Raw genomic sequence first — 22249 nt, 5'->3', positions numbered from 1 at the left:
CCCGCCGGCCGGCTCACCGGCGGACGGCTCAGTCGGCCTTCCGCGGGTCGAACGCCTCGGTGTCGACGGCCAGCGGCTGGGGGAACGCACCCGCCACGGCGTCCCACCGCGTGAACTTGAAGTTGGTGCTGTCCTCGCGGTCCGGGTCCGCCGGAGTGGCCTCACCGTCGTGGGTGATCAGGAGGCCCTTCGGGAAGGCGTCACCCAGCGGTACGTTGACCACGGTGGAGCCGTCGGAGTGCTGCACCCCGTCGGTGGCCGGGCCGTCCTTGATGGAGAAGGAGCCGAGGTAGGCGTTGTCGCCCTCCCGCTCGTACACGGCGAAGGTGTCGTCGCCCTGGCTGGAGACGAGGACGTAACCGGTGCCGTCCTCCGCGTGGTAGATCGTGACGCCCTCGGCATCGGCGCTCACGTGCTTGCCGCCGAAACCGGGGTCGTTGTCGGTGTCGAGGACGCACTCCTCGTCCGCGTTCTCGTCGTACGTCCACGGCGTGCCGTACTCACGCACCCGGTCGACCAGCTCGGGCTTCTCGAACTCCTCGTCGTCGAGCTCGATGCGCCACAGGCCCACGGCTTCCTGGCCCGCGTAGAGGACGCCCTCCTCCTTGTCGACGGCCATGCCCTCGACCTGCGGGAACTCGCCGGGGTCGGCGCACGGCGTCCACTGGGTGCCGTCGGGCAGCGCGAAGGTGCCGGGCAGGTCTACCGTGTCCTCCTTCTCGTAACCGACCTTGCCGTCGCGGTCCTTCAGCTCCAGCAGGCGCAGCCGGGATTCGTTGCGCCTCGACACCACGACGTAGGCGTCGTCGTCGTCGCTGAACGCGGTCAGGCCGTAGGCGGTGCGCTGCTCCTCCACCTCCGCCTCGCTCGACGCGAAGACCGGCTTGACGTTCGGTGCGGTGACGTCCTTGAGCGGCGGCTTGCCCGCGGCGACGGCGGCCGGGTCGATCGCGTAGGCGCGGATGCGGTCACGGCCCCGGTCGCTCACGAGCGCCAGGTCGGTCGCCTTGCCGTCGAGCTCGAAGCCGTAGATGACGTCCACGTTGTTGAACCGGCCGGCGGAGGCGCCCTCGCCGGGAGCCTCGGGTGCGGAGATGTGCTGGAGCCGCTTGCCGTCGAGTCCGTAGACATCGAGGCCGGCCTCCTTGAGGGTGCCGATGACGATGCTGCGGCCGGAGTCCTTCGGATCGATCCAGACCGCGGGGTCGTCGGCGTCTGCGTTGCCGCCGGCGTCGTCGTCGTGGACGGCGGGCGTCTCCACGTCGGCGGTGACGGACACCGGGACCTGGCTGTGCGCGGGGGCGCCGGTCACCATGATCAGCGTGGTGGCCAGAGCGGTCAGAGCGGAAGCGCTCACGATACTCCTCAGTAGGAAACGGACGGTCGAGACGGTACGAGCCGTGTGTGTAGCCGCCGGAACGCGCACATGAACAGCGGATGGCCCGTCATCCCGCGCGTTCAGCCGGGTTCGGCGCCGACCGGTGGGAAGGGCCGCCCACCTCGCGCCGGCCGGACAGCCCGCCGGCCGGCCGGCCCCTCCAGCCGCCCGCGCGGATGCCTACCGGACAGTCCGGGGCGAACGGGGGCACGTTCCCGACGCGTCACTCGAATGCCGCAATCCCTCGGGGGAGGGGATTCGTTGGGTGGAGTGCAGCAACGTAAAACCCATGTGCTTGCAGATGTGACGACTTTCGAAGCCGCCTCCGCGATGGCGGGCGCGCTTGCGACGACACCCGTACGTTCCGGCTCCGGCGCGCGCCGAGGGAACGATGCAGAAAACGAGGAGCAGATGTACGAAGGAAGCATTCCGCTTGAGGACTTCCTCGACACCTTGAACCGGTTGCAGGCCGACTTCGAGCGACGCCTCGGAGGTATCGAACGCAAGGCGTTGCCAGGGCCCCTGGTGCGCTCCCGTGGGCAGGAACGATCCGGCGCATGGGCATGGAACCAGGAGGACGACTACCGTCCGTTCGGGCTGGAGGCCATCTGGACCTCGCCCCGCACGTCCCCGGGTGAACGCTCGGGCGATCGCCGCGACCCCATCACCTCATGCCGCTCGGAGACCCTTCTCGACTGACTCTGCCGAAGAAACGTTCCCTCGATGGTCTCCCGCGGTCGCTGGGCCGCCCGGCCCGCCGCTGGATCGGGGTCGCGCGGCGCACAGCTGACGGCCCGGCAGGCAGATGACCTGAGCGTCCGACGGTGCGGCGGGGGAGTTCCGGCTGGTCGCCGTCGTCAGCGGGCGCCCCTGTCGCCGCGCTCACGGGCGGAGCGGTCGCCGCCCTCGGCGCGGAGCGCCGTGCCGGTCACGGAGGAAGCGCCCTTCCGGTCGTACCCCCGGTCGGTCTTCCCGTACTCCCGGTCGGCCTCCGGTCCGGTTTCGGGGCCGGATTCCGGTACGGACTCCGACTCGCGTACGGACGCCGTGGGCTTCTTGGCCGAGCGCACGGCGATCAGCAGCACGGCCGCCCCGACGAGCGACACGAGCATGATCCAGACCGCCCCGACGTGCATGGCGTGGATGAACGCCGCGTCGGCGGCGCGCCCGAGGGCCGGCCGGCCGGTGGCCCCGGCGATGTGCCGGGCCTGTTCGGCGGAGATCCGCGCCTGCTCCCGCGCGGCTCCGGACACGCCGTCCAGGGAGGGCTCGACCGTACGCCGGTAGACGATCGACATGATCGTGCCGCCGACGGCGATCCCGACGACGCTGCCGGTCTGCCGCACGGTGTTGGTGACGGCCGCCCCGGCGCCGGCCCGCTCCAGCGGCAGCGTGCTGATCAGCGCGGCGGTGACCGGGCCGATCACCATGCCGATGGCGAGGCCCTGGACCAGCAGCAGGAGCTCGATCCACAGCAGCGGGGTCTGAAGGCCGAACAGCCCGTACGCGCCCATGGTCAGCGCCGCGACGGTGAGGGCCGGGACGGTGACGAGCGCCGGCGACCAGCGTTGGACCAGGCGCGCGCCGACGGGCGCCCCCGCGATCGCGCCGATCGCGGTCGGGAGGCCGGCCAGGCCCGCCTCCATGGGGGTGTAGCCGCGTGCGCCCTGAAGGTAGAACGCGTGGTAGAAGGTGACGGCGGAGATGGCGAAGAAGAGCAGGCCGAGCGCGACGTTGCCGCCGCCGAACGCACGCTGCGCGAGCAGCCTCGGGTCGAAGCCGGGGGCCTTGCTGCGCAGTTCGACCAGGACGAAGGCGGCAAGAAGGACCAGTCCGACGACGGTCGGCGCGAGGACGTCCGCACGCCCCCAGGCCGCCACCTGACCCGCGCGGATCAGGCCGTAGGCCAGCGAGGCGAGGCCGGTGACCGACAGCAGCATCCCCGCGGGGTCCAGCGGCCGGGCCACGGGGCTGCGGAATTTCGGGACCAGCAGGGCGATGCCGATCAGGGCCAGCACCACGACCGGGACGTTGATCAGGAAGACCGAGCCCCACCAGAAGTGATCGAGGAGTACTCCGGCCAGGACCGGGCCCACCGCCATCCCCACACCGGCGGAGACCGAGGAGACGGCGATCGCGGTCGAGCGCGAGGGACCGGTGAAGGTCCACATGAGGATCGCCAGGTTGGCCGGCATGATCAGCGCGCTGCCGACGCCCATCGCGGCCCGTGCGGCGATCAGCTGCCCCGCGTCGCCCGCGTACGCCGCCCACACCGAGGCCCCGGCGAAGACCACCAGCCCGATCACGAGCACGGCCCGGTGGCCGAAACGATCGCCCAGGGCCCCCGCGGTGAACATCAGGGTGGCGAAGGTCAGCGTGTACGAGCCGGTGGCCCATTGCAGCTCGGACGGACCGGCGTCCAGTCCACGGACCGGGTCCGCGAGGGTTTCCAGGGTGATGCTCAGGACGGTGTTGTCCAGCCAGATCAGCAGTGAGCACACCATGAGAACGGCAAGAATCAGCTGCTGCCTGAGCTTGGGCACGGCAGTGGTGGTCATGAATACCTTCGGATGCGCTCGGGAAAAGATGACGAGCGGACCGTAAATAAACTTGAGTTGTGTGTCAATTCCCGGAAGGCTGGAAACAGGCGCCGACTTTCGAGCGAATCCGAGGGCATGCTGCCGCGTTCCGTGTCAATTCCTGGGGTAATGGACTGGCCGAGTATCGAAGGGGCGGCGAAGGGTCCCGCGAAGAGTTTCCCGCGAAGGCTCCCGAGGGCTTCGGAGGCATGTCGAGGGTGCCGTGTGCCTTGCGTGCCGGGGGTTGACCTCGCAGGCATTTCATGCCCCGCCGGACACGCCCCAGGGGGCCCAGGGGGCCTAGGGCCGATGGTCCGCTCCCGGTGCGCGTCTGCTCGGGGCTGCGGGGAGCGGCGGCGCATCCGGATTGCCGTGCCGTGCGGCGGCGGCACGGATTCGACGGTTCGATTCGGCTCGCCGAACGCTTTTTCCGCGCTTCTCCCGAAGAGGGGAAACCGGAATTCCGGCTTCACTCGGGGTGGATTGACCAGAATGCACCAGGGCGCGCACGGAGAGACGCGGGGCGGCCTCGGAACCGGAGCGGAGCGGGAGCCGGAAGGGGGCGGGAGAAGTGCCCCCCAACATCTTCGGGACTTCGCGATCGAGGCGCTGCCTCACGGTCAGACCTTGATGACGCGGACGCTGGGGCCGCAGAGCATCAGGAGGTCTTCCGGGTCCGATGTCAGAACGGTCACCGGGGCCGGCGAGGTGAGCGCGGTGGCGGCCACGATGGCGTCGAGGGCGTACGTGTGGCCGTGCAGTCCGGCCGTGGCCAGGAGCTTGCTCGCATGGCGGGCGATGGCTTCGTCGGGCGGGATGATGTTCACCCGGGAGACGGCATAGTCGAAGCGGACCTGATCGACCTTGGGGCCGCGTGCTTCGACGAGAGTGACGGAGCTGGTGACGACGCGGATGTCTTCGGCTTCGGCTGCCGTCAGCCACTCGGTGATCTCACGTGTGCGCCGTACCAGTTCGGACATGCCTTCGCAGTCCAGGACGAGCGTGCCGCTCACGCGGCGTCCGCCGGGCCGGCCGTCTCGCCGCGAAGGATCGCACGTTTGGCGTCGACGGCCGACTGGCCGACCGGGCCATGGTCGGCTTCCGCGTCCTCGATGAGTTCGCGCAGTCGGTCCCGCTCCACGAGGGCAGCGATGGTGCCCTCGTGGAGCGAGACCGATACGGGTCGGACGGTTCCTTCGCCGGGCGCCGGAACGGTAGCCATGGGGCCCGGTTTAACAAATCTTTTATCATTGGGCGGGGCGTCCGGGGCTTCTCAGGGACTCTCATGTCTGCCCCCGGGGAGGTTTCAGGGACTTTCCGCCGCGTGGGCAGGGAAGGCCCTGACAGCGCTGAAAAATACGAACGCGCTGGTCAGGGCCTATCTGCCTAACACTCGATGATGTTCACCGCGAGCCCGCCCCGCGCCGTCTCCTTGTACTTCACCGACATGTCGGCCCCGGTCTCCTTCATGGTCTTGATGACCTTGTCGAGGGAGACCTTGTGGCTGCCGTCGCCCCGCAGTGCCATCCGCGCCGCGGTGACCGCCTTGACCGCCGCCATGCCGTTGCGCTCGATGCAGGGGATCTGGACGAGACCGCCGACCGGGTCACAGGTCAGGCCCAGGTTGTGCTCCATCCCGATCTCGGCGGCGTTCTCCACCTGCTCGGGGGAGCCGCCGAGGACCTCGGCCAGGGCTCCGGCCGCCATCGAGCAGGCGGAGCCCACCTCGCCCTGGCAGCCGACCTCGGCGCCGGAGATCGAGGCGTTCTCCTTGAACAGCATGCCGATCGCACCGGCCGCGAGGAGGAAGCGCACCACGCTGTCCTCCTTCTCCGTCTCGGTGCAGCCGCCGGCCGCGAAGTTCATGTAGTAGTGCAGAACGGCGGGGATGATGCCCGCCGCGCCGTTGGTGGGGGCGGTGACGACACGGCCGCCCGCCGCGTTCTCCTCGTTGACCGCCATCGCGTAGAGGGTGATCCACTCCATCGCGTGGGCCTGCGGGTCGCCCTCGGCGCGCAGCTGGCGGGCCGAGTTCGCGGCGCGGCGGCGGACCTTGAGGCCGCCGGGGAGGATGCCCTCGCGCGACATGCCGCGCGAGACGCATGCCTGCATGACGCGCCAGATGTCCAGCAGTCCGGCGCGGATCTCCGCCTCGGTGCGCCAGGCCAGCTCGTTCTCCATCATCATCGAGGAGATGGAGAGGCCGGTCTCCCGGGAGAGCCGCAGCAGCTCGTCGCCGGTGCGGAAGGGGTGGCGCAGGACGGTGTCGTCCGGGACGATCGGGTTCTCCCCGGCCACCGCGTCCTCGTCGACGACGAAGCCGCCGCCGACCGAGTAGTACGTCTTCTCCAGGACCGGGGCGCCCTCGATGTCGTACGCGAAGATCGTCATGCCGTTGGCGTGGTACGGGAGCGCCTTGCGGCGGTGCAGGACGAGCTGCTCGTCGAAGTCGAACGGGATCTCGTGCATGCCCAGCAGGTTGATCCGGCCGCTGCTCCGGATCTCCTCGACCCGGCCGTCGGCGGACTCCACGTCCACGGTCTGGGGCGATTCGCCCTCCAGGCCGAGCAGGACGGCCTTGGGCGTGCCGTGCCCGTGGCCGGTCGCGCCGAGGGAGCCGTACAGCTCGGCGCGTATCGAGGCGGTGTGCGCGAGCAGACCCTCGTTCTTCAGGCGGCGCGCGAACATCCGGGCGGCGCGCATCGGGCCCACCGTGTGGGAGCTGGACGGGCCGATGCCGACCGAGAAGAGGTCGAAGACCGAGATGGCCACGGGAGTACTCCTTGGGGTTGGAAGACGCCGTTGTCTGCCTGGGTGGTGCGGGAACGGGCCGGGGGTGCGGGACGGGCCGGGGTGGGGCCCGCGGGGGCAAGCGGGACGAAAGGTGGAGCGGGGGACACGGGTCGGGGCACCGCGCTCACTCTGTTCAGTGTGCGCGGTGCCCCGTCCGAACGCGTGGAACCGCAGGCCAGGTGTTACTTCAGGCCGGGGTACAGCGGGAACTTCTCGGCCAGCGCCACCACGCGGGCCTTGAGGTCGTCGGCGTCGTAGGACGGCTTGAGGGCGGCGGCGATGATCTCCGCGACCTCGGTGAAGTCCTCGGTGCCGAAGCCCCGGGTGGCCAGCGCCGGGGTGCCGATCCGCAGACCCGAGGTGACCATCGGCGGCCGCGGGTCGTTCGGGACGGCGTTCCGGTTGACCGTGATGCCCAGCTCGTGGAGCCGGTCCTCGGCCTGCTGGCCGTCCAGCTCCGAGTTGCGCAGATCGACCAGGACCAGGTGCACGTCGGTGCCGCCGGAGAGGACGGAGACGCCGACCTCGGTGACGTCCGGCTGGACCAGGCGCTCGGCCAGGATCCGCGCGCCGTCCAGGGTGCGCTGCTGGCGCTCCTTGAACTCCTCGCCCGCCGCGATCTTGAACGAGACCGCCTTGGCCGCGATCACGTGCTCCAGCGGGCCGCCCTGCTGACCCGGGAAGACCGCCGAGTTGATCTTCTTGGCGAGCTCCTGGGTGGAGAGGATCACGCCGCCGCGCGGACCGCCGAGGGTCTTGTGCGTGGTGGTGGTGACGACATGGGCGTGCGGCACCGGGTTGGGGTGCAGGCCGGCCGCGACCAGGCCCGCGAAGTGCGCCATGTCGACCATGAGGTACGCGCCGACCTCGTCCGCGATGCGGCGGAAGGCGGCGAAGTCCAGCTGGCGCGGGTAGGCGGACCAGCCGGCCACGATCAGCTTCGGCTGGGACTCCTTGGCGAGGCGCTCGACCTCCTCCATGTCCACGACGCCGCTCTCGTCGACGTGGTACGGGACCACGTTGTAGAGCTTGCCGGAGAAGTTGATCTTCATGCCGTGGGTCAGGTGACCGCCGTGGGCCAGGTTCAGGCCCATGATCGTGTCGCCCGGCTTCAGCAGGGCGAACATCGCGGCGGCGTTCGCCTGGGCGCCGGAGTGCGGCTGCACGTTCGCGGCCTCGGCGCCGAACAGGGCCTTGATCCGGTCGATCGCGATCTGCTCGACGACGTCGACGTGCTCACAGCCGCCGTAGTAGCGGCGGCCCGGGTAGCCCTCGGCGTACTTGTTGGTGAGGACGGAGCCCTGGGCCTCCATGACGGCGACCGGAGCGAAGTTCTCCGAGGCGATCATTTCGAGGGTGGACTGCTGACGGTGGAGCTCGGCGTCGACGGCGGCGGCGACGTCCGGGTCCAGCTCGTGGAGGGAGGAGTTCAGAAGCGACATCAGGGGGTCCCTTAAGGTCTCAGTTGCCGGAGAACGCGGTGTACTCGTCGGCGGAGAGCAGGTCGGCCGGCTCCTCCGCGACGCGCACCTTGAACAGCCAGCCGCCCTCGAAGGGAGCGGAGTTCACCAGCGAGGGGTCGTCCACGACGTCCTGGTTGGCCGCCGTCACCTCGCCGGTCACCGGCGAGTACAGATCGCTGACGGACTTGGTCGACTCCAGTTCGCCGCAGGTCTCGCCCGCGGTCACCGTGTCGCCGACCTCCGGGAGCTGCGCGTAGACGACGTCACCGAGCGCGTTGGCCGCGTACTCCGTGATGCCGATGGTGGCGACGCCGTCCTCGAGGGCCGACAGCCACTCGTGCTCCTTGCTGTACCGCAGCTGCTGGGGGTTGCTCATGACCTGAATTCTCCTGTACGCGGGGGAGTGCTGATGAACGGTGGTCTTACGGTGTGAGACGGAGGTACGTCACTTCCGTGACGCCTGCGCGCGGTGCGGGGGCCCGGGTTCTCCCCGGTCCTCCCGGGATATCACTTCTGGCGCTTGTAGAACGGCAGCGCGACGACCTCGTACGGCTCGTGCGTGCCGCGGATGTCCACGCCCACGCCCTCGGTGCCCGGCGCGGCGAAGGCCGCGTCCACGTAGGCCATGGCGATCGGCTTGCCCAGCGTCGGGGACGGGGCGCCGGACGTGACCTCGCCGATCACCTTGCCCTCGGCGACGACGGGGAAACCCGCGCGCGGGACCCGGCGGCCCTCGGCGATCAGGCCCACCAGCTTGCGCGGCGGCGCGGTCTCGGCGCGCTCGGCGGCGGCCTTCAGCGCCTCGCGCCCGACGAAGTCGCCCTCCTTCTCGAACTTCACGACCCGGCCCAGGCCCGCGTCGAACGGGGTCAGCGCGGTCGTCAGCTCGTGCCCGTACAGCGGCATGCCCGCCTCCAGGCGCAGCGTGTCCCGGCAGGACAGCCCGCAGGGGATCAGGCCGTGCGGGGAACCGGCCTCGGTCAGCGCCCGCCACAGCTGCTCGGCGTGCTCGGGCGCGACGAACAGCTCGAAGCCGTCCTCGCCGGTGTAACCGGTACGGGCGATGAGCGCCGGGACCCCGGCGACCGTGCCCGGCAGGCCCGCGTAGTACTTCAGTCCGTCCAGGTCGGCGTCGGTGACGGCCTTCATGATGGCGGGCGACTCGGGGCCCTGGACCGCGAGCAGCGCGTAGGCGTCCCGGTCGTCGCGCACCTCGGCGTCGAAGCCCCCGACGCGGGCGGTCAGCGCGTCCAGCACGACCTGCGCGTTGCCCGCGTTGGCGACGACCATGTACTCGGGGGCCTCGGCCTCGCCCAGGCGGTAGACGATCAGGTCGTCCACGATCCCGCCGTCCTCCTGGACGATCATCGTGTAGCGGGCCCGGCCGTTGCCGACGGTGGCGATGTTCCCGACCAGCGCGTAGCTCAGGAAGGCGGCGGCCTCGGGTCCGGTGACGGTGATCTCGCCCATGTGCGACAGGTCGAAGAGGCCGGCCCGGGTGCGTACGGCGTTGTGCTCGTCGCGCTCACTGGCGTACCGCAGCGGCATGTCCCAGCCCGCGAAGTCGGTCATGGTGGCGCCGAGCGAGCGGTGCAGCGTGTCGAGGGCGGTGAGACGGGGGGCAGTGCTCATGGCTACGGCTCCAGGGCATGACGACGTCAGGACGAATCCTCCCCATCTGTCATCGGAACCTGAGAGGTTCGCCGACAGCCCCCGACGGGGTAGGCCCTGGGAGGGCGCCCCCGGTTCGGGGGGCTCGGCTTGCACCTTGGGTGGAGCCGCGGGGCGGCTCGCTTTTCAGATCTGCCTCATCCACGCGGTACGGGGCCTGAGAGATTCAAGGGAGGATCTTGCTCCTTCGGCGCCCGGCTCACACTGTGGCCGGAACTCTCCCGCGTGGATTCGAACGGCCGGTATGCAGTTTGGCGGGGTCATCATCGCACGCATTGGGGGAGAGTGGGGGGTCCGGTCCCCCCGCAGGTGAAGACGGCGAGGGCGGTTGTGCCGCATTGCCTTTTCTTTACACTTCAGGGGCAGGCGTGGGTGGGCCCGACGGCAGGGGGACAGGCGATGACGTTGCAGCGGTCGGTACCGACCGCGGGGGTCGCGCACGGCGCGATGCCCGCACAGTCCGGCGCACCCGCACGGGAGCTGTCGGCCGAGGGTGCGCCGGTGGTACGCGACCTGCGCGGGCGCGCCGGCCGTGGCCCGTACAGCCTCGATTTCACCGCCGGTGACGTCGTCGTGGTCTCCGGGCTCCCCGGCAGCGGGAAATCGACCCTCATCCGGCGGGCCGCGCCCGGCCGTGCCATCGACTCCCAGAACACCCGCGACAGCTGGGCCGCGGCCCTGCCCCGCTTACTGCCCTACGCCCTCTACCGCCCCCTGGTCCGCGCCGCGCACTACCTCGGCCTCTGGAACGCCCTGCGCTCCGGTGAATCCGTCGTCGTGCACGACTGCGGGACCCAGACCTGGGTACGCCGCTGGCTCGCCCGGCACGCCGTGAGCCGGGGCCGCACCCTCCATCTGGTCCTTCTCGACGTGACGCCCGAGGTGGCGCGGCAGGGGCAGCGCGAACGCGGGCGAGGAGTCTCCGGTTACGCCTTCGCCCGCCACCGGCACGCGGTGGCCCGGCTGCTCCGCGACACCGAGCACGGGCTGCTGCCCCCCGGCTGCACCTCCGCGGTGCTGCTGGACCGCGCGGCCGCGGGGGCGCTCGCCCGGATCTCCTTCCGGGCCGCGCAGCCCGCGCAGCCCGCCGAAGGTTAGGGTGCTGGCCGGAGCAGGACGGCCGCCCCGCGCGGCCGAGGCGGTGGAGAGAGGGCACAGAGGCAGTGGACATTCCGGCACCCGCACCGGCGCATCCCCAGCAGGGGTGGCCCGCCAACGAGCTCGAAGAGGTGCTGACGGCCTCGCTCGGCGTCCCGGACGCGGGCGGCCGCCTCGTCGAGGTGCTCGGCCGCAGTTCCGTCTGGGTGCCGCTGCCGGCCGGCGGCTCGCCCGCGAGCGCGGACCTCGACCTGCCGATGATCGAGCTCGACGGCGCGGCCTTCGTCCCCGTCTTCAGCTCCGAGGCCCAGTTCCTCAGCTGCGTCGGCAGCCACATGTCCTTCGCCGTCGCACCCGCCCGCGACTTCGCCCGGGGCCTGCCCCCGCAGGTCGGGATCGCCGTGAACCCCGGCGGCGCGGTCGGCGTCCCGGTCCCGCCGCCCGCCGTCGCCGAGCTCTGCCGGGCCGGCCGCACCAGCCTGGACGGGCCCGCGACCGGCGGCCGGGTCCGGCTGTTCGAACCGGACTGGCAGCACGACCCGGTCGACTTCCTCGCCGCCGTGTCCGAGGAGTTCGACGCCACCGGAGTGGTGAGCACCGCCCGCCGGGCGCTGGCCAGCATCGAGGGCGACGACCCGGTCCTCTTCGTCGGCGTCGAGTTCGCCGCCTGGGACGGCGCGGGGCAGAGCGCTCCCATGGACGCCGTCGGCCGTGCGCTCGGCCGGGTCCAGGCGCCCTGGCCGGTCAACCTGGTCCTGCTCGATGTGGCCGAGGACCTCGTCGGCGACTGGATGCGGGAGAAAGTTCGCCCGTTCTACCGGCGCGAGGGCCTCTGACCCCGCGCGGGTCCCTGATTCCACCGACACGGCGGTCACCGACGGCAACGGACCGGCCCCCGTCGGACCCGGGCGTCAAGTCGGTGTCAGAAGTGGCGCATAAGCTGGTTTGATGGCGTGGTCGCTCCCGTGTGCCCGGGAGCGTCGGCGCGAACACGACGGATCGACGAGGGGCGGAACCCAGGGTGAGTGCGTCAGGCACTGCGGCGGCCGGTGGGGCCTTCCCTGATCGAGCGGCGCCGGGTGCCTCGGGGAAGGTCGAGCACCTGATGCGCCAGGTGACCCCCGGGCGGTACGACGCCTACGAGGCGCTGCTCGCCGCGGTCGCCGAGGGCCGGATCTGGATGCTGCTCTGGCACGGCACGGCCGGCTCACCGGACGCCCAGTACGGCAACATGGAGATCGACGGCCTGGGCTACGCCCCCTGCGTCACCTCCGCCCAGGAGCTCTCGGCCAGTGGCTGGAACCGGGCCCACGAGCTGGTCACCGGACGCGATATCGCCCGCGCCCTGTTCCCCGACCGCTGGGGCATCTGGCTCAACCCGCACGCCCCCGGGGGAGGCGTCGGCATCCCCTGGCTCGACCTGCGGCGCATCGCCACCGGCCTGGACCGGCTGCCCGCCGGGCCGCTCCGGCTCACCGACCCCGCCATCGAACTCCCGCAGTTCTACGCCCTGCTCACCCAGAACGCCCACCGCACCCCCGCGATCCGCTCCCTGCGCCGCGCCTGGGTGCACCCCGCGGTCGGCGTCCCGTATCTCGCGATCGGCCTCGACCTCTACGACACCGGCCGCGCCTCCGTCGAATCGGTGCGCGAGATGATGCGGCAGTCGGTCGGGGCGGTCCCCGAGGGGCTGCCCGTCTCCACCGTCGCCATGTCCGACGAGTACGACCCGGTCGGCATGTGGCTGCGCGCGAACGCCCGGCCCTTCTACGACCGCGAGGCCCACGCCCCCGGCGGCCCGCCGCCCCTCGCCGCCCCCGGCTACGGATACCCGCCCCAGCCGCGCTGACCGGCGCGAGCCGGACGCCCGGGGCGCGCGGGTTCCCCGCCCGCCCTGCTCGGGGCTCCTCGGCGGCGTTCAATCGGGTGGCCTCCGCGGCGTACGCGGCGGTGCGCAACGCCGACGTCGGTCACCCTCCGTCGAACTCCCGTCGAACTCCCGGCGATGTCCGGCTTGTTAACTTCCACCGCGAGGATGTCCCGGAACTGGACGGTTTGTTAACTGTCCGGGTCTCGACTAGGTCTCACCGCTATCCGGACTGTTCTCTTGCGGCAGGCACCGTCTGTAGTGTGCGGCCATCAAACCTCACCACATGGCGAACCAGGGGTGGACCCATGCGAATATTCAAGTCCCGGACCGTCCGGGCGATCACGACAGCGGTCGCTGTCGGTCTGATCGCCACGGGCTGTTCCAGCGAGCGGGACGAGAGCGACTCCAAGGGGGGCGACAAGGACACCTTCGTCTTCGCCGGAGCCGGTGACCCCGGTTCCCTCGACCCGGCCCTCGCGAGCGACGGCGAGACGTTCCGTGTCACCCGTCAGGCGTTCGAGGCGCTCCTGGAGCACGAGCCCGGTGGCAGCAAGCTGGTCGGCGGCCTCGCCGAGAAGTGGTCGAGCGACCCGGCCGGCAAGGTCTGGACGTTCAACCTGCGCCAGGGCGTGAAGTTCCACGACGGCGAGGCGTTCAACGCCGCCGCGGTCTGCGCGAACTACGACCACTGGTTCAACTGGAAGGGCACGTACCAGTCCAGCGCGGTCTCCTACTACTGGCAGACCATCATGGGCGGGTTCGCGAAGAACGAGGACGCCGAGGCGCCCGAGCCCAACTACAAGTCCTGCACCGCCAAGGACGACAACACGGCCGTCATCGAGGTGAACGAGCCCTCGGCGAACCTGCCGGGCGGATTCTCCCTCCAGGCGCTGGCGATCCACTCGCCGAAGGCCATCAAGGAGTACGAGAAGCAGGACGCGAGCGCCAAGGGCGACGCGATCACGTACCCCAAGTACAGCCAGGAGGCCGGCACGGTCGCCGGCACCGGCCCGTACAAGATCACGAAGTGGAACAAGGGCAACAAGGAAGTCTCCCTCGAACGCTTCGACGGCTACTGGGGTGACAAGGCCAAGGTGAAGAACCTGGTCTTCCGCACCATCTCCACCGAGGAGACCCGCCGCCAGGCGCTCCAGGCGGGTGACATCGACGGCTACGACCTGGTCGCGCCGGCCGATGTGACGACGCTGGAGAAGCAGGGCTACGAGGTCCCCACCCGTGACGTCTTCAACATCTTCTACCTCGGGATGAGCCAGTCGGCGAACCCGGCGCTGAAGAAGCCCGAGGTCCGTCAGGCCATCACGCACGCCATCGACCGCGAGAACCTCGTCAACACCCAGCTGCCCGAGGGCGGCAAGGTCGCGACCCAGTTCATGCCCGACACGGTCGCCGGCTTCTCGGACAAGGTGAAGACGTACCCGTTCGACACGGCCAAGGCGAAGGACCTCCTCAAGCAGGCCGGTGCGGAGAAGCTGAGCATCGACTTCTGCTACCCGACCGAGGTCACCCGCCCGTACATGCCTGCCCCGCAGGACATGTTCGAGCTGATGAAGGCCGACCTGGAGAAGGCCGGCATCACCGTCAAGCCGAAGGCCATGAAGTGGGCCCCGGACTACCTGGACGCCACCGAGGCGGGCTCCTGCGCCCTGCACATGCTCGGCTGGACCGGTGACTTCAACGACGGCTACAACTTCATCGGCACCTGGTTCGCCGGGCCGGACAAGCAGTGGGGCTTCAAGGACGAGAAGGTCTTCGACGCCGTGAACGCCGCTTCCAAGGTCACCGACACCGCCGGTCGCACCGAGGCGTACAAGAAGGCCAACGAGGCCATCATGGAGTACGTCCCGGGCGTGCCGATCTCGTCGTCGCCGCCGGCCATCGCGTTCGCCAAGAACGTCAACCCGCCGAAGGTCTCTCCGCTGACGCAGGAGAACTTCGCCGAGGTCTCCTTCAAGTAATCGCACACCAGCGGGTCCGCCCGGCCACAGCAACCAGGTGGCCGGGCGGGCCCGCATCGACGCACGTGAGAAAGGGGCATGCGGGGTGCTGCGACTCGTCGTAAGAAGACTTCTCCAGCTCATTCCCACCCTGCTCGGCCTGTCGGTCCTGCTGTTCCTCTGGCTGAACCGACTGCCCGGCGGACCCGCCACAGCGATCCTGGGCGAGCGGGCCACCGAAGCCGAAGTAGCGAGAATCAACCGGGCACTCGGGCTCGACGAGCCCGTCCACGTCCAGTACTGGCGGTTCCTCAAGCGCATCTTCGAGCTCGACCTCGGAACCTCCACCCAGACCGGCCAGCCGGTGTGGGACGAATTCACCCGCGCTTTCCCCGCGACGGCGGAGCTGAGCGTCGCGGCGATTCTGATCGCCGTCGTCGTGGGCATCCCGATGGGCTACCTCGCGGCCAAGCACCGCGGCGGCTGGCTGGACGTCGCCTCCGTCTCCGGCTCACTGCTCGGCATCTGCATCCCGGTCTTCTTCCTGGCCGTGCTGCTGCGCGGGATCTTCTCCGTACAGCTCCAGTGGTTCCCGAGCCAGGGCCGGCTCGACCCCGGCATCAACGCCACCGACGTCACCGGATTCGCCGTACTGGACGGTCTGTTGACGGGTGAGTTCGACGCGAGCTGGAACGCGATCATGCACTTGGTCCTGCCCGCCGTCGCCCTGGCCTCGATCCCGCTCGCCGTCATCGTCCGGATGACCCGGGCCAGCGTCCTGGAAGTGCTCGGCGAGGACTACATCCGCACCGCCGAGTCCAAGGGCCTGGACAAGAAGACCGTGCGCGGGCGCCACGTCCTGCGCAACGCCCTGCTGCCCGTGATCACCGCGGTCGGCCTGCTGACCGGCAGCCTGTTCTCCGGTGCGGTGCTCACCGAGTCCGTCTTCGACTTCGGCGGCCTCGGCTCCTTCATCCGTACCGCGATCGACGGCCGCGACTACCCGGTCCTCGTCGGGTTCATTCTCTTCATCGCGATGGTGTACGTGCTGATCAACCTGCTGGTCGACCTCGCGTACAGCATCATCGACCCGAGAGTGCGGGTGCACTGACGTGACGATCCTGACCAACAAAGCAGACAAGGTCGACCGGCTCGCCGAGCTGACCCAGAGTTCCGAGACCGTCGCCGGCACCAGCCTGTGGCGTGAGGCGTTCCGTCGGATGCGGTCGAGCAAGATGGCGATCATCGGCGCGGCGATCATCGGCGTGTTCGTCGTCGTCGCGATCGTGGGCCCCTGGGTCGCACCGCACGGCCCCACCGCGCAGAACTGGCGCAGCGAGGTCTTCCCCAACCAGGGCAAGTTCATCGGCATGCGCGGCGAGAACTGGTTCGGCCTGGACCACCTGGGCCGCGACATGTTCTCCCGCTGGCTCGTCGGCGCCCGGCAGACGCTGCTCGTCGGCGTCGTCTCCATGCTCATCGGCCTGATCGTCGGCGCGTTCGTCGGTGTGCTCTCCGGAGCGGCCGCCACCCTCGGCGGCAGGGTCGGGCAGCGCGTCGACACCGTGATCATGCGCTTCACCGACATCATGCTGTCGCTGCCCTCGCTGCTGCTCGCGGTCTCCATCGCCGCGGTCCTCGGCCAGTCGCTGACCACTGTGATGATCGCCGTGGGTGTCGTCCAGATCCCCATCTTCGCCCGCCTGCTGCGCGGTTCGATGCTGGTGCAGGGCGGTGCCGACTATGTGCTCGCCGCGAAGGCGGTCGGTATCCGGCGCAAGCGGATCGTGCTCACGCAGATCCTGCCGAACTCGCTGAGCCCCGTGATCGTCCAGGCCACCCTGAGTCTGGCCACCGCGATCATCGAGGCCGCGGCCCTGTCCTACCTGGGGCTCGGCAACCCCGACCCGGCCATTCCGGAGTGGGGCGTGATGCTCTCCCAGGCACAGCGCTTCTTCGACAACGACCCGATGATGGCCGCCTACCCGGCCGTCGGCATCATCATCACCGCCCTCGGCTTCACCCTGCTCGGCGAGGCCATGCGCGAAGCCCTCGACCCGAAGTTGCGAGGCTGAAGTCCTATGTCACTGCTCTCCGTTGAGGAACTCAGCGTCACCTTCACCGCCGCCGGCCGCAAGGACGCCACCGCCGTGGACGGCGTCTCCTTCGAGGTCGACCAGGGCCAGGTCGTGGGCCTGGTCGGCGAGTCGGGCTGCGGCAAGTCCGTCACCTCGCTCGCCCTGATGGGCCTGCTGCCCCGCAAGGGCGTGCGCGTCGGCGGCCGTGCCGAGTTCGACGGCCAGGACCTGCTGACCATGAACGAGCGCAAGCTCCGCGACCTGCGCGGCAGCCAGCTGGCGATGATCTTCCAGGACCCGCTCTCCTCGCTGAACCCGGTCGTGCCCATCGGCATCCAGGTCACCGAGATCCTCCAGCGCCACCGCGGGCTGAAGGGCGAGAAGGCCCGCAAGGAGGCCGCGTCCCTGCTCGACCGGGTCGGCATCCCCGACCCGGACCGGCGGCTCAAGGAGTACCCGCACCAGCTCTCCGGCGGTATGCGCCAGCGGGCGCTGATCGCCATGGCGGTCGCCTGCGCCCCCCGGCTGCTGATCGCCGACGAGCCGACGACCGCTCTGGACGTGACCATCCAGGCGCAGATCCTGGAGCTCCTGAAGGAACTGGTCGACGAGGAGGGCACCGCCCTGCTGATGATCACGCACGACCTCGGCGTCGTCGCCGGACTCTGCGACGAGGTCAACGTCCTGTACGCGGGGAGGGCGGTGGAGTCGGCGGGCCGCCGCGAGCTGTTCGCCCATCCCACCCACCCGTACGCGCACGGGCTGCTCGGTTCCATCCCGCGCCTGGACGCACCCCGCGGCGAGCCGTTGCAGCCGATCCGCGGGTCCATCAACGACAAGATCGCCTGGGCCGACGGCTGCGCGTTCGCACCCCGGTGCGACCACTACACGATGGAGTGCCTCACCGGCACCCCCGAACTGACCGAACCACGCACGGCCGGACACCAGGTGCGCTGCGTCAACCCGGTCCTGCCCAAGGCGGAGGTCCCGGCATGAGCCTTCTCGAACTGGACGGCGTCAAAGTCCACTTCCCGGTCAAGAAGGGCCTCTTCTTCGACCGTACGGTGGGTCACGTCTACGCGGTCGACGGCATCTCGCTGAGCGTCGAGGCCGGCCAGACCTACGGGCTGGTGGGCGAGTCGGGCTGCGGCAAGACGACGCTGGGCCGCGCGGTCCTGCGGCTGAACGACATCACCGAGGGCGAGGTCGTCTTCGACGGCACCGACCTGGCGAAGCTGCCCTCCGAGGAGATGCGAGCCTTCCGCCGCAGGCTTCAGATGGTCTTCCAGGACCCGCTGGGCAGCCTCAACCCCCGGCAGAACATCGAGTCCATCCTGTCCGAGGGCATGGCCGCCCACGGCATCGGGAAGGACGGGGCGGAGCGCCGGGAGAAGATCAAGGACATCCTCGCCAAGGTCGGCCTGCCGGCCAACGCGATGTCCCGCTACCCGCACGAGTTCTCCGGCGGCCAGCGCCAGCGCATCGGGATCGCCCGTGCCCTGGTCCTGGAACCGGACGTGATCATCTGCGACGAGCCGGTTTCCGCGCTGGACGTCTCCGTCCAGGCGCAGGTGATCAACCTGCTGGAGGAGCTCCAGGAGTCGCTGGGCCTGACCTACCTGGTCATCGCGCACGACCTCGCGGTCGTCCGGCACATCTCGGACGTCATCGGGGTGATGTACCTCGGCGGGCTCGTCGAGGAGGCCCCGAGCGACGCGCTCTACGCGGGGCCCCGGCATCCGTACACCAAGGCGCTGATGTCGGCGGTCCCGGTACCCGACCCCGAGGTCGAGGACCGGCGGGAGCGCATCCTGCTCCACGGCGACCTGCCCTCCCCGGCGAACCCGCCGGCCGGCTGCCGGTTCCACACCCGCTGCCCGTGGGTGCAGGAGACCAAGTGCGCCACGGAGCGCCCGCCGCTGCTGGACACCGGCGACGGGCACAAGGTGGCCTGCCACTTCACGGCCGGGATCGAGGCCGGGACGGTGAAGCGGGCCCTGCCCACGGGCGCCGACGCGGTCACCGCCACGGAAACGGTGGCGGCCGATGCGGTGGAGACCGCGGAAGGTGAGGCCGAGGCCGCCGGGAAGACGCCCGCGTCCGTCCCGGCCCAGGCCGACGCCGACGTCGCGCGACGGGCGGAGGGCGGCCCCACCTCCTAGCACCGGCACAATTGCCCGGTGCTCACCGAACTGTTCACGCCCTCCGTCCAGCATGCGCTCGACCTCGTCGGGATCTTCGTCTTCGCGATCTCGGGCGCCCTGCTCGCCGTCCGCAAGAACTTCGATGTCTTCGGCATCGCGGTCCTCGCGGAGGTGACAGCGCTGGGCGGAGGGCTGTTCCGTGACGTGATGATCGGCGCGATCCCGCCCGCCGCCTTCACCGACCTCGGCTACTTCATCACCCCGCTGTTCGCCGCCGGCCTGGTCTTCTTCCTCCACCCGCACGTGGAGCGCATCCAGGTCGGCGTCAACGTCTTCGACGCGGCGGGGCTGGGCCTGTTCTGTGTGGCCGGCACGGTCAAGGCGTACGAGTACGGCCTCGGGCTGACGTCGTCGGCGGCGCTGGGCCTGGCCACCGCGGTCGGCGGCGGTGTGCTGCGCGACGTCCTGGCCAACGAGGTGCCCTCGCTGCTGCGCTGGGACCGCGACCTGTACGCCGTGCCGGCGATCGTCGGCGCGACCATGGTGGCCCTGTGCATCCGCTTCGACACGCTCAACGCCCTGACCAGCGCGCTGGCGGTGATCACCGCGTTCACCCTGCGTCTGCTGGCGCTGCGCTTCCACTGGCGGGCGCCGCGCGCGTACAACCGCTCGTCCGCACGGGCCGAGAAGGGCTCCGCGGCCACGTAGGAGAGGAGAGCCCCCAAAAAGCTACCGTTCGGTATGGCGGCCGATGTACCGTGCATTCCATGGCACAGGCAGCGACTGAGGCGGCGCAGACCGCACGGGCAACCATCGGCGACAGCGAGTTCGACCGGGACACCGCGATCACCCGGCGCGAGGAGGGCGTCTACGATGCCGACCTCTCCGCGGGCTGGACCATCATCCAGGCGGTCAACGGCGGCTATCTGCTGGCCCTGCTCGGCCGGGCCCTGGGCGACGCCCTGCCGCACAACGACCCGTTCTCCGTCTCGGCGCACTACCTCACCGCCTCGGTGCCGGGACCCGCCGTCGTGCGCACCGAGGTCGTCCGCACGGGCCGCACCCTCTCCACGGGACAGGCGTCCCTCTTCCAGTACGCCGAGGACGGCAGCGAGATCGAGCGCATCCGGGTCCTGGCCACGTACGGCGATCTGGACACCCTCTCCGACGACGTCCGTACGACGGCCCTGCCGCCCGCCATGCCCGACCGGGACCACTGCCTCGGCCCGGGCGACGGCGCGCCCAAGATCCCCGGCAGCTCCGCCATCACCGACCGCCTCGACATCAAGCTCGACCCGGCGACCGTCGGCTGGGCCCTCGGAGCCCCGTCCGGCAAGGGTGAGATGCGTGGCTGGTTCGGCCTGGCGGACGGCCGCGACCCCGACCCGCTGTCGCTGCTGCTCACCGTGGACGCCCTGCCGCCGACCGCGTTCGAGCTCGGCCTGTCCGGCTGGACCCCCACCGTCGAGCTCACCACCCACATCCGCTGCCGTCCCGCCCCGGGCCCGCTGCGGGTATCCATCACCACGCGCAACCTCGCGGGCGGCTTCCTCGAAGAGGACGCGGAAGTCTGGGACAGCGCCGACCGCCTCGTCGCCCAGTCCCGCCAACTGGCCAAGGCCCCGCGCGGCGAGTAGCCGCGGCGGGGGCGGCAGGCAGCCGGGCGCCGGAGGCGGGCCTCCCGGGGCGGCGGGGCTCCCGGGGCGGCGGGGCCCCCGGGGCGGCGGGCCTCCCGGGCGTGTCCGCTCACCCCTCGTCCAGCCAGTGCTCGCGGCCGATCGATACCAGCCGCAGCCGGCGCCGGGCCACCCGGACGATCTCCCGCTCACCTGCCGGACCGGCCTCCAGCAGGGCCGACGCGGTGATCACCATGTGGTCCACATAGAGGCCGCCCAGCATCAGCAGGTCCTCCGCCCGCCACCCGGCCGACTCCGGCTCCTCGCCCAGCGCGGACGCCACCTCCTCCGCGAACCGCAGCAGTTGGGCGGCGATGGCCGCGCGCACCGCGCCCACCCCGCCGTGCTGCTCACGGGCGATGAACCGGAAGTGGGCGGGCTGCGCGCCGACATGGCGCGCTATCACCTCCACGCTGCGGTCCAGCCGCTCCTCGCTGTCGCCCGTCGCCGCGAGCACCGCGCCGATCAGCCCGTGCAGGCTGCCCAGGGTCTCCTCGACGAGGGCGACGCCGAGTGCGGCGGTGTCCTCGAAGTGCCGGTAGAAGGCCGTCGGAGTGACCCCGGCGGCCCGGGTGACCTCCCGCAGGCCCAGGCTGCTCAGGCTCTGGTGTTCCAGCAGCGCGAGCGCCGCGTCCAGAAGCGCCCGGCGCGTCCTGAGCTTCTGGGCCTGGCGGATGCCGGCGGGGGTGTGACTCATGCCATTCAGTAAACAACCGTTCTCCGAGTCGAGGAAGGGGGCAGGGGTTTAGGCTTCTGAGTCAGTGAACACTCGTACTCCGACTGGTTTCCGAGTGGCCTCCGGAACGGCTCCGGAACGGCCTCCGGACGTCCTCGTCGTCGCACAGAGAGGTTCCGCCGTGCTCGTCCTCGTCGCCGCGCTGCTGCTGCTGGGGATCGCCCTCGGGGCGGTCGCCCACATCCCGCTGCCGCTGACCCTGGTCGCCGCGAGCGTGATCGGCGGCTGGCTGCTGGCCTTCGCCGTCCGCGAGCGCACGTCGCGCCGCACTCGCTGACCCGCTCCGCCGAAGCGCCCGCGCCCGCTCCGCCGAAGCGCCCGCATCCGTCGAGCCCGCCGTTCCCCGGACCGATCCGAAGGAGCTCGCACCATGACCCCCACTGACCTCGCCCGCCGCCCGGCCGCCACCGATGCCGCCGGCGGCCGGGAAGCCGGCGGCGCCGCTCCCGAAGGCGCCGCTCAGCGCCCCGCTCCGGTCGCGGATACGGATACGGCCGCCGGGGCCTTGCGGGCCGTGGGCCGGGACGCGGACGGTCTCGCCGTCGCCTCGTTCGTCCTCGGTCTCGTCGGGCTCCTGGTCTTCAACATCCTGCTCGGGCCCACCGCCATCGTCATGGCCCTGATGGCCCTGGCCCGCCGCACCCGCCGCCGGGGGCGCGCCCGGCTGGGGCTCGCCCTGGGCGTCGCCGACCTCGCCGTACTCGCTGCCCTGGTCACCGTCGACGGCACGGTCGTCTGGGACCTCGGCGGCTGACGCCCGCACCTGGTGCCGCCCCGTACGCCGTACCCTCCGTTCCGGGCCGCCTCC

Annotated in this window: 22 protein-coding genes and 1 riboswitch; of the genes, 13 read left to right on the top strand and 9 right to left on the bottom strand. The window is 70.7% G+C overall.

Annotated elements, in window-relative coordinates:
- Positions 1-28 precede the first annotated feature (28 nt).
- Positions 29-1357: a phytase gene (locus ACIQMU_RS01310; RefSeq protein WP_402688020.1), complete on the bottom strand. Its 1329-nt coding sequence runs from the start codon at positions 1355-1357 to the stop codon at positions 29-31.
- A gap of 291 nt (positions 1358-1648) precedes the next feature.
- On the opposite strand from ACIQMU_RS01310, the gene ACIQMU_RS01305 reads away from it, so the two are divergent.
- Positions 1649-2077, top strand: a complete 429-nt coding sequence (locus tag ACIQMU_RS01305; protein ID WP_352238312.1) for a hypothetical protein — start codon at positions 1649-1651, stop codon at positions 2075-2077.
- A 158-nt stretch (positions 2078-2235) separates the two neighbouring features.
- Here ACIQMU_RS01305 and ACIQMU_RS01300 read toward each other — a convergent pair whose 3' ends face one another.
- From ACIQMU_RS01300 to gcvT, 7 genes are all read right to left on the bottom strand, one after another.
- Complete coding sequence (locus tag ACIQMU_RS01300) at positions 2236-3936, bottom strand: MFS transporter (protein WP_402688019.1); 1701 nt, start codon at positions 3934-3936, stop codon at positions 2236-2238.
- 641 nt (positions 3937-4577) lie between these two features.
- Positions 4578-4970: a PIN domain-containing protein gene (locus ACIQMU_RS01295; RefSeq protein ID WP_352238314.1), complete on the bottom strand. Its 393-nt coding sequence runs from the start codon at positions 4968-4970 to the stop codon at positions 4578-4580.
- Positions 4967-5179 carry a hypothetical protein gene (locus ACIQMU_RS01290; RefSeq protein WP_352238315.1) on the bottom strand — a complete coding sequence of 71 codons (213 nt, stop codon included), beginning with the start codon at positions 5177-5179 and terminating at the stop codon, positions 4967-4969. The genes ACIQMU_RS01295 and ACIQMU_RS01290 overlap by 4 nt, the downstream gene beginning before the upstream one ends.
- Positions 5180-5343: 164 nt before the next feature.
- A complete protein-coding gene (locus tag ACIQMU_RS01285) occupies positions 5344-6729 on the bottom strand; it encodes an L-serine ammonia-lyase (protein WP_352238316.1) in 1386 nt (461 codons plus the stop codon).
- Between the two features lie 203 nt (positions 6730-6932).
- Entirely contained in the window at positions 6933-8192 is a 1260-nt protein-coding gene (gene glyA / locus ACIQMU_RS01280; protein WP_402688018.1) for a serine hydroxymethyltransferase, read from the bottom strand.
- Between the two features lie 19 nt (positions 8193-8211).
- Positions 8212-8589 carry a glycine cleavage system protein GcvH gene (gene gcvH, locus ACIQMU_RS01275; RefSeq protein WP_010060008.1) on the bottom strand — a complete coding sequence of 126 codons (378 nt, stop codon included), beginning with the start codon at positions 8587-8589 and terminating at the stop codon, positions 8212-8214.
- A 131-nt stretch (positions 8590-8720) separates the two neighbouring features.
- Positions 8721-9845, bottom strand: a complete 1125-nt coding sequence (gene gcvT / locus ACIQMU_RS01270) for a glycine cleavage system aminomethyltransferase GcvT (RefSeq protein ID WP_352238317.1) — start codon at positions 9843-9845, stop codon at positions 8721-8723.
- 175 nt (positions 9846-10020) lie between these two features.
- Positions 10021-10118: riboswitch (glycine riboswitch) on the bottom strand.
- A 165-nt stretch (positions 10119-10283) separates the two neighbouring features.
- On the opposite strand from gcvT, the gene ACIQMU_RS01265 reads away from it, so the two are divergent.
- The 10 genes from ACIQMU_RS01265 (at position 10284) to ACIQMU_RS01220 (ending at position 20666) form a co-directional block, all read left to right on the top strand.
- The gene (locus ACIQMU_RS01265; RefSeq protein WP_352238318.1) at positions 10284-10982 is read left to right on the top strand and encodes an AAA family ATPase; all 699 of its coding nucleotides are present in this window, start codon (positions 10284-10286) and stop codon (positions 10980-10982) included.
- Positions 10983-11047: 65 nt separating this feature from the next.
- Positions 11048-11818: an enhanced serine sensitivity protein SseB C-terminal domain-containing protein gene (locus ACIQMU_RS01260; protein WP_352238319.1), complete on the top strand. Its 771-nt coding sequence runs from the start codon at positions 11048-11050 to the stop codon at positions 11816-11818.
- Positions 11819-12003: 185 nt separating this feature from the next.
- A complete protein-coding gene (locus ACIQMU_RS01255) occupies positions 12004-12831 on the top strand; it encodes an enhanced serine sensitivity protein SseB C-terminal domain-containing protein (protein WP_402688017.1) in 828 nt (275 codons plus the stop codon).
- A 326-nt stretch (positions 12832-13157) separates the two neighbouring features.
- Positions 13158-14828: an ABC transporter substrate-binding protein gene (locus tag ACIQMU_RS01250; RefSeq protein ID WP_352238321.1), complete on the top strand. Its 1671-nt coding sequence runs from the start codon at positions 13158-13160 to the stop codon at positions 14826-14828.
- Between the two features lie 85 nt (positions 14829-14913).
- A complete protein-coding gene (locus tag ACIQMU_RS01245) occupies positions 14914-15918 on the top strand; it encodes an ABC transporter permease (RefSeq protein WP_352238322.1) in 1005 nt (334 codons plus the stop codon).
- A gap of 1 nt (position 15919) precedes the next feature.
- Positions 15920-16882, top strand: a complete 963-nt coding sequence (locus ACIQMU_RS01240; protein WP_352238323.1) for an ABC transporter permease — start codon at positions 15920-15922, stop codon at positions 16880-16882.
- A gap of 6 nt (positions 16883-16888) precedes the next feature.
- Positions 16889-17881, top strand: coding sequence for an ABC transporter ATP-binding protein (locus ACIQMU_RS01235; RefSeq protein WP_352238324.1), 993 nt, complete (start codon positions 16889-16891; stop codon positions 17879-17881).
- The gene (locus tag ACIQMU_RS01230; RefSeq protein WP_352238325.1) at positions 17878-19047 is read left to right on the top strand and encodes an oligopeptide/dipeptide ABC transporter ATP-binding protein; all 1170 of its coding nucleotides are present in this window, start codon (positions 17878-17880) and stop codon (positions 19045-19047) included. Before ACIQMU_RS01235 ends, ACIQMU_RS01230 begins: the two co-directional genes overlap by 4 nt.
- 18 nt (positions 19048-19065) lie before the next feature.
- Positions 19066-19737: a trimeric intracellular cation channel family protein gene (locus ACIQMU_RS01225; protein WP_352238326.1), complete on the top strand. Its 672-nt coding sequence runs from the start codon at positions 19066-19068 to the stop codon at positions 19735-19737.
- 59 nt (positions 19738-19796) lie between these two features.
- Positions 19797-20666 (top strand): thioesterase family protein, encoded by an 870-nt coding sequence (locus tag ACIQMU_RS01220; protein WP_352238327.1) that lies wholly within the window; start codon positions 19797-19799, stop codon positions 20664-20666.
- A gap of 109 nt (positions 20667-20775) precedes the next feature.
- Here ACIQMU_RS01220 and ACIQMU_RS01215 read toward each other — a convergent pair whose 3' ends face one another.
- A complete protein-coding gene (locus ACIQMU_RS01215; RefSeq protein WP_352238328.1) occupies positions 20776-21402 on the bottom strand; it encodes a TetR family transcriptional regulator in 627 nt (208 codons plus the stop codon).
- A 94-nt stretch (positions 21403-21496) separates the two neighbouring features.
- Between ACIQMU_RS01215 and ACIQMU_RS01210 the strand changes: the two genes are divergently transcribed.
- Positions 21497-21718 carry a hypothetical protein gene (locus tag ACIQMU_RS01210; RefSeq protein WP_352238578.1) on the top strand — a complete coding sequence of 74 codons (222 nt, stop codon included), beginning with the start codon at positions 21497-21499 and terminating at the stop codon, positions 21716-21718.
- Positions 21719-21811: 93 nt separating this feature from the next.
- Positions 21812-22195: a hypothetical protein gene (locus ACIQMU_RS01205; RefSeq protein ID WP_352238329.1), complete on the top strand. Its 384-nt coding sequence runs from the start codon at positions 21812-21814 to the stop codon at positions 22193-22195.
- Positions 22196-22249: the final 54 nt, after the last annotated feature.

The sequence above is a fragment of the Streptomyces sp. NPDC091649 genome, from assembly GCF_044756785.1.
In the GTDB taxonomy this organism is placed as follows: domain Bacteria; phylum Actinomycetota; class Actinomycetes; order Streptomycetales; family Streptomycetaceae; genus Streptomyces.
The sequence above is the reverse complement of the archived record's forward strand: the minus strand, read 5'-3'. Positions and strand labels throughout refer to the sequence as shown.